Origin of the sequence: Clostridium sardiniense (assembly GCF_050584765.1) — a bacterium.
In the GTDB taxonomy this organism is placed as follows: Bacteria; Bacillota; Clostridia; order Clostridiales; family Clostridiaceae; genus Clostridium; species Clostridium sardiniense_A.
The window spans coordinates 329513-342907 of sequence record NZ_JBNOOR010000001.1 but is presented as its reverse complement, the minus strand read 5'-3'; the positions used below and the strand labels follow the sequence as shown (position 1 = coordinate 342907).

15 protein-coding genes are annotated in these 13395 nt (G+C 28.0%); 6 read left to right on the top strand and 9 right to left on the bottom strand.

Features of this window, described 5'->3' with window-relative positions:
* Positions 1-144 precede the first annotated feature (144 nt).
* The 7 genes from ACQPUW_RS01735 to ACQPUW_RS01705 all read right to left on the bottom strand — a co-directional run bounded on the left by ACQPUW_RS01735 (position 145) and on the right by ACQPUW_RS01705 (position 6312).
* Positions 145-1296, bottom strand: a complete 1152-nt coding sequence (locus ACQPUW_RS01735) for an ABC transporter permease (RefSeq protein ID WP_430835772.1) — start codon at positions 1294-1296, stop codon at positions 145-147.
* Complete coding sequence (locus tag ACQPUW_RS01730) at positions 1293-2423, bottom strand: ABC transporter permease (RefSeq protein ID WP_430835771.1); 1131 nt, start codon at positions 2421-2423, stop codon at positions 1293-1295. The genes ACQPUW_RS01735 and ACQPUW_RS01730 overlap by 4 nt, the downstream gene beginning before the upstream one ends.
* Before the next feature lie 41 nt (positions 2424-2464).
* On the bottom strand, positions 2465-3400 hold the full coding sequence (locus tag ACQPUW_RS01725) for an ABC transporter ATP-binding protein (protein ID WP_430835770.1): 936 nt from the start codon (positions 3398-3400) through the stop codon (positions 2465-2467).
* A gap of 139 nt (positions 3401-3539) precedes the next feature.
* Positions 3540-4166, bottom strand: a complete 627-nt coding sequence (locus tag ACQPUW_RS01720; RefSeq protein ID WP_430835769.1) for a response regulator transcription factor — start codon at positions 4164-4166, stop codon at positions 3540-3542.
* Between the two features lie 15 nt (positions 4167-4181).
* Entirely contained in the window at positions 4182-5294 is a 1113-nt protein-coding gene (locus ACQPUW_RS01715; protein ID WP_430835768.1) for a sensor histidine kinase, read from the bottom strand.
* Between the two features lie 119 nt (positions 5295-5413).
* Positions 5414-5971: a DUF2812 domain-containing protein gene (locus ACQPUW_RS01710; RefSeq protein ID WP_430835767.1), complete on the bottom strand. Its 558-nt coding sequence runs from the start codon at positions 5969-5971 to the stop codon at positions 5414-5416.
* Between the two features lie 8 nt (positions 5972-5979).
* Positions 5980-6312, bottom strand: coding sequence for a PadR family transcriptional regulator (locus tag ACQPUW_RS01705; protein ID WP_430835766.1), 333 nt, complete (start codon positions 6310-6312; stop codon positions 5980-5982).
* A gap of 140 nt (positions 6313-6452) precedes the next feature.
* Between ACQPUW_RS01705 and ACQPUW_RS01700 the strand changes: the two genes are divergently transcribed.
* The 4 genes from ACQPUW_RS01700 (at position 6453) to ACQPUW_RS01685 (ending at position 10518) form a co-directional block, all read left to right on the top strand.
* Positions 6453-7070, top strand: coding sequence for a hypothetical protein (locus tag ACQPUW_RS01700; protein ID WP_430835765.1), 618 nt, complete (start codon positions 6453-6455; stop codon positions 7068-7070).
* Between the two features lie 259 nt (positions 7071-7329).
* Entirely contained in the window at positions 7330-8709 is a 1380-nt protein-coding gene (locus ACQPUW_RS01695; protein WP_430835764.1) for a dicarboxylate/amino acid:cation symporter, read from the top strand.
* Positions 8710-9148: 439 nt separating this feature from the next.
* Positions 9149-9424 carry a hypothetical protein gene (locus ACQPUW_RS01690; protein ID WP_430835763.1) on the top strand — a complete coding sequence of 92 codons (276 nt, stop codon included), beginning with the start codon at positions 9149-9151 and terminating at the stop codon, positions 9422-9424.
* A 167-nt stretch (positions 9425-9591) separates the two neighbouring features.
* Positions 9592-10518, top strand: a complete 927-nt coding sequence (locus tag ACQPUW_RS01685) for an aldo/keto reductase (protein ID WP_430835762.1) — start codon at positions 9592-9594, stop codon at positions 10516-10518.
* 89 nt (positions 10519-10607) lie between these two features.
* Here ACQPUW_RS01685 and ACQPUW_RS01680 read toward each other — a convergent pair whose 3' ends face one another.
* Positions 10608-11465, bottom strand: coding sequence for a cell division protein (locus ACQPUW_RS01680; protein ID WP_430835761.1), 858 nt, complete (start codon positions 11463-11465; stop codon positions 10608-10610).
* A 293-nt stretch (positions 11466-11758) separates the two neighbouring features.
* Between ACQPUW_RS01680 and ACQPUW_RS01675 the strand changes: the two genes are divergently transcribed.
* Positions 11759-12196 carry a hypothetical protein gene (locus ACQPUW_RS01675; protein ID WP_430835760.1) on the top strand — a complete coding sequence of 146 codons (438 nt, stop codon included), beginning with the start codon at positions 11759-11761 and terminating at the stop codon, positions 12194-12196.
* Positions 12197-12255: 59 nt separating this feature from the next.
* Positions 12256-12729, top strand: a complete 474-nt coding sequence (locus ACQPUW_RS01670) for a hypothetical protein (protein WP_430835759.1) — start codon at positions 12256-12258, stop codon at positions 12727-12729.
* A gap of 39 nt (positions 12730-12768) precedes the next feature.
* On the opposite strand, the gene ACQPUW_RS01665 is transcribed toward ACQPUW_RS01670, so the two are convergent.
* A complete protein-coding gene (locus tag ACQPUW_RS01665) occupies positions 12769-13233 on the bottom strand; it encodes a methylated-DNA--[protein]-cysteine S-methyltransferase (protein WP_430835758.1) in 465 nt (154 codons plus the stop codon).
* Positions 13234-13395: the final 162 nt, after the last annotated feature.

The following is a 13395-nucleotide window of genomic DNA, read 5'->3' as shown; positions in this document are numbered from 1 at the left end:
TATATGGATAAATCGAAAAAAATATAGACTGTTTCTTTTCTATGAGTTATCATATAGATAAATCACGCCCAAAAATAAATAATCTTAGCATCACAATATCAAATAATTGTAATTTAGCACTAATTTATAATACATTTTTTTACTTTATGCTATATCTACTTTCTTATCTTTACGCTTAGTTATATAAGCTGCTGCTAAGAAAAATACTGCTGAGTATAATAAAATTATTATAATATTTTTATATAAAGATCCCATAGCTATTCCATCTTGAAGAGATGATACCATATCCATAGCCCATCTTGTTGGAAGTAATTTTGATAGCTTATCTAATGCACTTGGGAATACTTGTACTGGAACAAAGCAACCTCCAAGCATTAAAAGTATCATAATTAAGATATTACTAATTATACTAGCCTCTTGTGAATTTCTAGTTATTGCTATACAGAATGTTCCTACAGCTACTGCAAATATACTAACTAGGAAAAGTATAAAAAATATTTGTATATAACTCATACCAATATTTATATCCATTAAATATCTTATTGCAACTAAAGATAGTATTGCTTGTATATTTATAGCTAATATGCTGGCCAAAATATTGCCTAGGTAATACTGATAAACCTTTATGGGAGCCGCAAATATTCTAGTATATACTTTAGTTTTCTTATCTTCTAATATACGTCCTGCCCCGAGTACCGACCTAAAGAACATGAACATTATTAAAAATCCTACAAATAATGATGTATTAGTTTCATAGTCTTTGCTACTATTTCTTAAAGAGCCTCTCTCTATAGTAACTTTACTACTTTCATACTCATTTAAAAGATTATTATAAACCTTACTATCTCCATTACTTATCTTTCCTAAATCCTCTAAATTTTTAAAATTAATTGATATCATAGATTCTATAGATTTATATATTGAATCCCCATCTTTACCTATAATCTCAATCTGATTTTTAGAGTCTCCATTAACTATTTTCTCTTGGAATCCTTTTTTAATTATTATTCCACATTCTATACTCTTATCTTTTATCTTATTTTCTATATCCTCTTTACTCATAGATAAGGCAGTAAAATTACTTTGATCTTCTATATTTTTTAGTATCAATTCTGAAGACTTACTCTTATCTAAATTAGCTACACCAATTGATATATTTGATGATCCACTTGTTATTAAAGAACCTACTATTAAAATTATTACAACTGGAGCTATTATACTTGCTATAAAATAGAGTGGTTTTTTTAATATCATCATTCTTAAATTATTTTTTAGCATTACTAAGACATTTCTCATATTCTCCACTCCTTCCTTCTTCCGCTTACAACCATAATAGCTGCCATTACAGCTGTAACTAGTAATGCAACAGCACAAGATGATATAAGAAGCTTATTGCTATTATTGAATATACTTTGCATTATTCCTCTATTAAGCCATCTAATTGGAGAAATATTAGTTATTATTTGGAATATTCCACCTACATTATCAGGAAGAGCTAAATATGCACCACCAAGGAATGAGAATACTGGAAATACTACTCCTTGTAATACGCCCTCCACCTTTTCTTCATCATTAAAGAAACTAGCTACCACTGTACCAATGCTTATGCTTGCAAGTGCAAATACCTGTATCCCCGCATAACAAAGAAGTGGATTACTGCCCCAATTAGTCTTTAAAACTAGACTTGAGAATAAGAAACTTGGAAGTGTAGTTCCAAAGGAAATTATAAAATATCCAATTGTTGATCCAAAATAATAATTAAAGTCTGATATTCCAAGTATCTTCATCCTCTCTCTAATACCAGTCCTCTTATCTTCAAAATATCTACTCATAGGGAATAACATTAAATAAAGTAACATCATTGTAAGTTCTGCAATTGCATAATAATCAAAAGAAGTAGGTGCTTGTTCGCTATCAAGTAATTTCAAGTCTATACTTGAAGCTTTAGAATTATCCGCCTTAAGTATATTACCTGCCTCTATTGGATTTATACTATACATAAGCTTTATGGCTTCACCTCTGCTAGTTATTCCACTAATCAAAGAGTTTATATATGAATAATAAAAGTCATTTCCACTTTGTATAAATACATTAATCTTATCTTTATTTAATTCTATAAAAATATCTTCATCTTTACGTACTTTCTCTTTACCTTCATCTGCCGATGATATGGTATCGAATGTAAGCTTCGGACCTCCATTCTCTGAAGCCTTAGTTAGATTATCTATAATGTCTTTTCCTGTATCACCAATATTATTTATATAATATACTTTCTTTTCTACCATAGTACTACTGGTGTTGAAATACTTTCCAAGAACTCCTCCAATTAAAACTGTTAGAAATATTGGAAAAAGCATTGAAAATATAAAATACTTTGGACTTCTAAGAACTAAAAGTATTGTACTTTTAATACATGCTTTCATATTAAATTAATCCTCCTTAATTTACTCTAATATTTCTTTATCTAATCTCTTAGACTTCTTCCTGTAAGAGTTAAGAATACAGTTTCTAGAGTTATTTCTTTATATCCAATATCAAATATATTTGCTCCAAGCTCATTAACTTTATCAATAATATTACTTAAATTATTAACTTCCTTACTTGAAGCAATCTTTATTTCATTTTCGTTTATTAATACCTCTTGAACTCCTTTAACCTTTTTAAGTTCATTTATTTCTATAATTGCTCCGTTATCAACTAATAGATGTAAGTTTCTTGTCTCGCTTACTATATTTTTAAGTTCATCTTTTGTACCTTGTACAATAACTTTTCCATGATCGATTATTGCTATCTCTTCGCATAGCGTTTCAACTTCTTCCATGTAGTGAGTTGTATAAATTATAGTTACACCTTTTTCATTAAGCTTTTTTACAGATTGTAATATATGATTTCTTGATTGTGGATCTATTCCAACTGTTGGCTCATCCATTATAATTATCTCTGGTCTATGAACAAGAGCACAGGCTATATTAAGTCTTCTAAGCATTCCCCCTGAGAACTCTTTTGCAAGCTTCTTTCTTACATCCATAAGTCCTGTAAATTCTAATGCTTCCTCTACCCTTTCTTTAAGAACTGAACCTTTTAGTCCATATATTTCTCCAAAGAATTTTAAATTCTCCTCTGCTGTAAAGTCCCAGTATAGTGCAACTTCTTGTGGAACTAGTCCAATCTTTTTGTTCTGCCCCTTCATGTTCTTTGTAATATCAACACCATTCATAATAATGCTTCCTGATGTTCCTCTTATAAGACCACATATAATATTTATGGTTGTACTCTTTCCAGCACCATTTGGTCCAAGTAATCCATATATCCTTCCCTTTTCGATCTTAAGTGATATATTATCTACTGCTAAAAAGTCTCCATACTTCTTTACTAGATCCTTAATTTCTATAGCATACATTTAAAATTGCTCCTCTCTATTTAATATAAATATCCACTAAATTCTTTATTTATAATACTTTAAATATCTATAGTTTAATTATATAAAAAGAACCCTCTCTTTGAATCTAGAGAAGGTCACATCTTTCATATGACTTTTGTCATATTGATTTTAAATATTTAATTGCGATTTGAGTTCTATGGGAAAGTCCTGTCTTTTGAAGGATTGATGTTATATAGTTTTTAACAGTACCTTCTGATATAAATAGACTGCTACTAATCTCTTTATTACTAGCACCCTTTGATATCTCTTTTATAATTTCAATTTCTCTTTCAGTAAACTGTGTCATATCAAATTCTTCTTTTTCTTTATAGTCTAGATTAGATGATAGTTTAGATAATACTTCCTCTTGAATAACTGAATTACCAGCGTAAACCATCTCTATAGCACTTATTATCTTATCTGGTGGTGTATTTTTAAGTAAGTATCCCTTTGCACCATAGGATATTGCACTTTTTATATAATCATCTTCATCAAAAGTAGTTAGTATAATGACTTTAGTATTACTTTTTTCATTTATCTCTTTAGTTGCTAAAACTCCATTCATAATTGGCATCCTAACATCTAAAAGCGCTATATCAACATCATTTCTAACTACATATTCAAGAGCTTCACGCCCATTTGGAAAAGCATCTAAAACTTCTATATTAGAATTTGCCCCAAGTATTATCTTTAAACTTTCTCTTATTAAGTCATCATCTTCTCCAATAACTAACCTTATAGTCAAAATCTTTTTCCCCCTTTATTTATAAAAAATCATAATAGCTGTGAATCCATCACTTCCATCTATTATTAAATTCCCTCTTTGCTTTAAAACTTCCTCTTCCAGTTTTGTTAAACCATACCCTTTTATTATTTTTTCTTTTCCAGATCCATTATCTTTAAAGGTTACTTTAAGTAATTTATCTAGTATTTCTATATTTACTGTTATCTTATCGCAATTGCTATACTTAATGCTATTAGTTGATAGCTCCTTTATACCTTCATATATAACAGCCCACTCTACTATAGTAACTTTATCTATATTACCACTATGCATTACTGAATATTTAATCTTAGAACCTTTAAGCTTTTCTTCTAATAAAAGTTTTATCTTATTAACTCCAACCTCTTCACTTCTTGGAGTTATTTCATGAATTGTCTTTCTTATATCATCCATTCCTTTTCTTAGGTTTTCTGTAGTTTCTTTTATCATATCTCGCCCTTTATCTATATCTGTATCTAATATTATCTGAGCTGCTTCAAGTCTCATAAGAGATGCTGCAATTACATGTCCAACATTATCATGCATTCTTCTTGATACATCATTTCTCTCTTCTAATTTTACTGAATAAATACTTTGTTTATAGAAGTCACTCTCATTTTTAATTTTTTGTTTTAATGAATGACTTTCTTTTATTTTCTTATCCATATCATCTTCTAATTTTATAACTTTTCTATCATACATACTAAATATTCTTATAAAGAAAACCCCTAGTATTGTTGTATAAATATAAAATGGTATAAAATTTTCCTTGTAAAATAATGCAACAAACATTGTAGAAATTATAATAAGAGGAACTAATAACTCAAGCTTTGAAGCACAAATTTCAATTAACAGTAAAGTTATTAAAGCACTTGTTATCTCCATACCTAGATAATAAAAAATCAAGTTCCATATAATTAATGATATAAAAAATATATATTTATACTTTTTTCTAATTAATCCTTGCATAAAAGATAGTATAAGAAATCCAACAACATATAAAGATAGAAGAAATCCATCTCCACTATCATTTATAGTAATACCTATAACACCTAATATTACTATAATTCTAAGAACTAAATTATAACTTTTCATCTCAAAATTTATCATTTTATCACCTAAGTAACCTTAATTATTTTACATTATTATACTATAAAAAAATGTATATAAGATATCTTATATACATTTTTATAAATTATACTTTATACAAATTTAACTTCATATAAAACTTAGTTTTCATTTTGTATTTTTCTTTTTCTAAAGTAATATGCAAAGCCTACCATTACGGATGGTACCATAACCCCTACAAGAATTGCTATCAAGATTAGATATAATATAAGCAATAAATCATTATTATTTAAAATTTCTTTGAATGATAATCCAAGTAAAACTATAAATATCATTATTACTCCACTTATGATCCCAGTCTTCTTGCAGCTAGAGCTAATTACATTATACTTATTTTTATTACTTTCTTTATCAGTATATATTGGTGTAGTCCCACTATTCGCTCTAAAGAAATGGAATCCTTCAACAGAATCTACATGTTCCCATCCACCACTTTTAAATATATCAAAATACTCATCTAAATCTTCTTTGCTTTCATTATAGTCCATTGAATAAATATAGTCATTGCACTCTCCTTTAACTAACTTATATCTAAGTGGACCTACACTTTCAAGTATCCACCCTTCCTTTGATAAATTACTAAGTTTTTTAGTTATTTTTTCTTCATCAAAGGCATATCCACCATTAATTAAATATTTATACTTTTTATTTCCTCTCATAATTAAACTCACCCTTCTAAAATTTTTAAAGCTTTTTCTCCATAGGAGACCATAAGCTTTCTTCTTTCAATATCCTTTTTAATTAATTCTTTTCCCTTATCTGTTAGTACATAAGTTTTTCTTCTATCTTCATTATCATCTAGTAATTTTATTAATTCACTATCTTGAAGTTTCTTTAAAATAGTATATAGACTTGCAGGTCCTATATCTATCTTGTCATTTGATAATTCCTTAATCTCTTGCATTATTCCATATCCATGCATTGGTCTTACTAGAGTTAATAAAATATAGTAAGTTGAATCTGTTAGTATATCTTCTTCTAATGCTTTCTTTCTAGCCATATTCCCTCCTTATATCATTAAATGATATATCGTTTAATGATAGTATATATTATATCTTCTTATTTGTAAATATATACCACAGAGAATTTTTCCAAAATTAATGCTATAATATGGTTAAGTAAGATGGGGAGGGATATACTTTGAATAAAGAACTTAAGATTAAGAAAATTAATGAACTTATTAAAGAATTGACTGAGTATAAATTGGCCATTGAAGAAGGGGTTCCTTATTTTGAAGAAAAAAAATTAGATAAACTTATCTACGATAAAGAAAAAAGCGTGGAAGAGTTATTTAATTGGAAATCCTCAAAAATTAAGATTGAATATACTGAATACACTGATAGTAAGCATGAAGCTGTTCTTATGAGTAGAACTGAAAACTTCTTTGCAAAAGATACCCTTGATGGATACGAAGTGGCTGATGAAAATGGTAATACAATAATACGTCCACTAGAAAGACTAAGCGATTTTGTTGCTGAGGTGGAAAATAAATTTATAATTGATGAAAAATATATTCTTGAACTTTGTAAGTTAAATAAAAATAGACAATTAATTATAGATTTTATGAAAGATTATACATATGATTCAATGAATGAATCTCCTGGAGATATCAGATTTGATTTTGATTGTAATTATATCTCTTTTAAATATGATAATGAAGAAATAGAAGTTATAGACCCTTCATTAGAATTATTTGATAAGTTTAAAGAGATATGTCCTCAGGCTGTAATTAGTAGCATAAGTCCCCTTTGTTTTTAATATAATTATAACTTTTAAATTATAATTAGTTATTTTTAACAATCATATAATTTAATGTTGATTTTTTGATATTTTGTATTGACATAGCTTCTCATTGTTATTATATTTATAACCGTGGGATACCTTTAAGATAGTCCAGAGAGGCTAATAAGGCATATATATAATAGTCATTATACTATAGTATTTTACCTTAGCATCTTAATTGGTGTTAAGGTTTTTTTATGGTGTCCTATAAAATTTAATTACTTAGGAGGACATTATGAAAATTAAATCACTAAAAAACAATCAAAACAAACTTGCAATACAAATGGGAATTGCACTTATCTTAGGTCTACTACTAGGTGGTGCCTTTATACTTCTTAGAGAATATCTAATTAGCAATTCTAATGCTGATTTATGGACTAAAATAAATCAAATTCTATTTCAAGATATAACAACACCTGAAGGTAAAAATTCTTTAGGTATATTCTATATAATTGGTCAATTATTCGTAAATTCACTTCAACTTGTTATAGTACCTATGGTATTTACTTCAATAGCCCTTGCACTGTGTCATATAACTGATACTAAAAAGCTTGGACGTATATCATACAAAACTATAATGGCATTTTTAATAACTTCCATATTTGCTTTAATTCTTGCAGGGGTCTTTGCACTTACTGCTCATAATCTAGGATTCTTTAATGTAAACATAAATGGAGTTTCAGCTCAAGCTGGTAATACTGGTAACAATCCGTTACTTGTTTTAGTACAAGCTGTACCAAATAATATAACATCAGTATTCTCAGAAAACGGTAAGATACTAGCTGTTGTATTCTTGGCAGTATCTACAGGACTTTGTATTAATAAACTTGGTGATGAAATTAAGATCTTAAAGAAGATATTGGAAGAAATAAATAAGATAATCACAGTGTTTTTAACATTTATAATAACTAAGTTTGGTCCAGTTGCAATATTTGTACTTATCACAAGAACTTTTGCAATATACGGTATTGATCACTTAAGACCTGCACTTGCTTATGTGGGTACAACAACTGTTGCACTTTTAATTTTCTTAGTATTTGGATATGCATTATTTATATTCTTATCATCAAGACTTAATCCATTTATATTCGTAAGAAAGATTGCAAAGGTTGCTTTATTTGGATTCTCAACTTCATCATCAGCTTCAACTCTTCCTCTAAACACTAAAACTACAGTTGAAGAACTTGGTGTAGATAAAGATATAGCTTCATTTACTCTACCTCTTGGAATGACTATAAACATGAATGGAACTGCAATAATGCAAGTAATTGCTGCAACATTTATAGCTTCAAGTGCTGGATATGAAGTAACTCCAACTAGCTTAACAATAATCGCTATACTTGCATTAATATCATCTATTGGAACACCTGCTGCCCCTGGTGCTGGTGCAATAATATTATTTACAGTTTTAACTGGAATGGGATATCAAAATGATGCTGCACTTCTTGCATATTCTCTTATCCTTGCAATTAATAGACCAGTTGAAATGCTTGTAACATCACTTAATGTTGTTGGTGACTCTGCTGCTGCTATATATGTTGCAAAATCTGAGAATTCATTAGATGAAGAAGTTTATAACAGCTATTCATTAAATGAAGAAATTTATAACAACTAGTATAGCAATCTAATAATATTTATAGTTTACTACGTTAATTATAGATAACTTACAATATCCATTATTTTAAACCTTCCTTATTATTTAATAAGGAAGGTTTTATTTATGATAGAAAATATTTTTTATAATGGTGATATACTGCCTATGGAAGATAATTTTAAGTTCCTCTTATCCCCTCTATTACTATTAATCAAATTTGTAATGATAACATATAATGATTAAAAACATTATCTATCTGTTAATTATTTCAAGCAAGTACTTTTATTGAAAAAATATGATAGAATATTATATATAAATTTAAATTTTTATTATTTGATAACTATTATTATATCTTAATTTTTATTATCTCCCTTAATATTTACAATTTATCTATTAGGATTCCAAATATTAGAGATATAATTATATAAATTTATGAAAAATGAAAAAGGGGGTATTGTCTATGTTTAATAGAAAAGTAGTATTAGAATTTACAGACGTTTATTATAACATGAACGATGTATTAGATGCAGTGGTAAAGTATTATAAGGATAAAGGAATATTATGTAGCATTATTGGAAAAGATAATCTTGGTAATCCATTATTACTTATCAATTTAGTAACTTATGAGCTAAAGGTTAAGAACCTCAGTCCAGGATATGTTCAGTATGCTCTGCCTCCCGATGACGTGTGGCCTCCATTAATGGCAATTCAACAAATTGTTCTAAGAGAAATATAAAAAAGGTGATTCATAATTTTGAATCACCTTTCTTTTTTATTCATTAATATATTTTCAAAAGTTAATTTATTACTTTTTTATAATTTTGAAAACTTTTACTTGACCTAAAGCTTACTTTAAGGTTTATTATTAAGTTAGACTATGTAAAATATGGGAGGGGTATTAAAATGAAATATTTAAACATTTCAAACACAGAATTAAAATCATCAAATATAATTATGGGTAATATGCGTATTAATGAGCTATCTTTAGATGGAGCTGAAAAATTAATACGTACTGCTATGGATGAAGGAATTAACTTCTTTGACCATGCAGATATATATGGCAGAGGAGAATGTGAGGAACTATTCTCTAAGGCAATTAAAATGAATTCAGATATTAGAGAAAAAATGATTATTCAAAGTAAATGTGGAATTAATACAAAAGGAAATTATTATGATCTTTCAAAGGATTATATATTAAATTCAGTTGATGGTATATTAAATAGACTTCAAACTGATTATTTAGATATTCTACTTCTTCATCGTCCTGATACTTTAGTTGAACCTGAAGAAGTTGCAGAAGCATTTTCAAAACTTAAAGAAAGTGGAAAAGTTAGACACTTTGGTGTATCAAACCATAATCCAGCTCAAATTGAATTATTACAAAAGTATACTGATGAAAAACTTATAATAAATCAATTACAATTTGGAGCAGCACATACTAACATTGTTGATTCAGGTATTGCAGTAAATATGGATATTAATCAATCCTTTGACCGTGATGGTAGTGTTTTAGAATATTGTCGTCTAAATGATATAACAATTCAAGCTTGGTCACCATTCCAACATGGATTCTTTGACGGAGTATTCCTTGGTGATATGGAGAAATTCCCAGAGCTTAATCAAACTATTAATGAACTTGCTGAAAAATATGGAGTTACAAGTACATCAATAGCTACTGCTTGGATTACACGTCATCCTGCTAATATTCAAGTTATTTTAGGTACTACTAAACCAAGTCGTATAATTGATGCATGTAAAGGCTCAGATATACCTTTAACTAGAGAAGAATGGTATAGCATATATAAAGCTGCTGGAAATATGGTACCTTAATTTAAAATACGATTATATTATTTCAAATAAATTTTAAGCAATAAAAAAGATGATGAATTTAGTTCATCATCTTTTTTATCTTAGATATATTAATATTGTGGATAAATCTTTGATTTAACAAACCAAGTTATTGCTATAAAATATCCTATCATTGGAGAAACTCCATACCCCATTAGTGGAACTGGAAAATTCCCGAAAATTGTTGATATTAAAATAAGTATAAAGTAAATACCAATACCTCTTGATAATAATTTATATCTCTTTGCCGGAAATAATATAAACGGTAAAGGTAATATTATAAGAGATATTATTCCTAAAACAAACCATATGCTTCCCATATTACCTACCAAACTAACTATTTGCTCAACATAAGGTACAGGATTAAGTGCATCTAAGTATATCCATGAAAGACTATTTAGTATTAATAGTATTCCTGAAACAATAACCTTAACTATTTTTCTATTAAGTTTATTCCAGAAAATTATTATTATTGTAATACTAAAAGCAGTTAATTGCGATGCATCTGGTTGAATACTAAGAATTACTAATATAAGTAGTGTAATAACTACTGTGCTCATCCACTTTTTTCTTTGTAGTAGATTCCATAACTCTATAATTGTAATAGGTAATATTATACTTGTAACGTAAAACTTAATAGGTCCAATGGCTACCCATCTATGAATGCCATAAATTCCTTTATCAATAAAAGTTAATCCTAAAAGTATTATTGTAATTAAAATAACTAATATGCTATTACTATTCTTTTTTATCTTTGTATCTCTAGATACTATATATCCTGAAATTAATCCTCCTATAATTAAATATGCAAGGTTTTGTCCAAATGTAATAGCTGAAACTCCAGCTGTTTTCATTGCTATAACTCCAATAATAACAGCTGGTGATGCTATTATTAATGGTATAAAATTTGATAATCCAATCTTTTTCATCTTAAACTCCTATATTCTATTATCATACCTATTACCTATATTAAACAATACTGTCTTAACATTCAATTCTTGTTAGGGTGAATTAAGTTATAATTAAGTTTTTTAATAATTCTCATTATTCTACATTTATATAACTTTATTATATTAATTTTTTATTTATTCTAAATATCTATATTATCCAATTATTTTACGTCTATTCTCCTTTTCTGACCGCTCATACCATAATAAGTAGCAATAAAATCTAAATTTCATATATTAAATTAAAGCCTTATCTATTTTGAGGTGATTTTTTGATGAATAATGAGGAAGAAAGCACAAGACTCCCACCTGAACTGGAAGAATATCTTAAGAATCTTGGTTTAGAGCTTGCAGATATAGAGATACTAGGATCAATATTTTTAATTGTAGGATATTCTTATTTTATAATTGCAGCTAATGAAGATAAAGAAAATATACTTAACCCAAACACCCCAATAGCACCCGGCAGTAGGGGCAGACCTACACATTTACTCCTTATAGGTGAAGAATTAATTTTAGAAGGACTTATTATTCTTTGGATAGTTGCTATAAGAAGAATAGATGAAAAGGCTTTAGAAGGTTCCGATGAACCTCTTGACCCTTATAAAAGATTAGCTAATGCATATTTTCTAAGTGTAATAGCAAACAAAGAAAGAGTTATTGCACTATCTGAAATTGATAGAAGAAATACTGACGATGAAGCTTTTATATAAATTATACTTAAATAATTATAATAGAGCTTTTATATAAATCATGTTTTACGAGGTATTCGATGGATATTAGTAGCATTAATTTATCTAATTTTTTTAACGCCTTTGCACTTAATGCACGACTTGGTGATGAAAGTGGAGAACCTGAATCTGAAGAGCGTAGACGATACTTCTTGGAGATAGATTTAGAGATAGTTAATCTTGAAATGCTTGGTACTTCTTTATCTCTTATGTCATCCCTTTTTTATCTTAAAGCCACATTTGTTGGTAAAGAAATAGTACTTAGTGCACTTAACGGTATAGACTCCGGACTTGATGCAACCCCTTATGTAGATGTTGGAGAGACTCTTGGTTTAATGGTTACATTTATATTTACTTACTCATCATTTAAAAGATATATAGAAAAATCTGAACAAGACCCTGAGCACCAAGACCCTTATAGAAGAATAGCAATGAGCTATATTCCAACATTAATTGCTTATCTTTCTAGAGTAAATGCTAGACGAGAAATAGTTAATACTCTTCCTAATATCTAAAAAGGATTGTTTAATGGTAATATTAAGCAATCCTTTTCTCTATTTATTATTCTTTTCAAGATTAAGTAATTTTTCTTTTATATCAATTCCACCTAAATATCCAGTAAGTTTTCCACTACTCCCAACTATTCTATGACAAGGTATAAATATTGGTATTGGGTTTCTATTACAAGCAAGACCTACTGCCCTTGCAGCCTTTGGTCTGCCTACCTTCTCTCCCATTTCTTTATATGTAAGTACCTCTCCATATGGAATCTCACATAATCTAGCCCAAACTTCATTCATAAACTCTGTACCTTTTGGTGATAATGGTAGGTTGAATTCTTTAAGCTCACCTTTTATATATTTATTAAGCTGAATGGATGCCTCTTTTAAAAGCTTTGTTTCTTTAATCTCTATATCATTTTGCATATTATCCTTTCCGAAATAAACATTTGATATAAACCCATTCTTTTCTTCAATTCCTATAGTCCCTATATCTGTTTCATAAAAAAATACTGCCATATAATTAAATCCTCCATTATATATTTCATTATTTTAATTATTATGTATTATACTACTTTATAAATTTATTTTCTTCTTTTTTTAAATTAAATATTATCATACATTTCTATACTTCCCTATTTATAAAATATCCACTGTAATTTATTATTTAAAAATACTTTA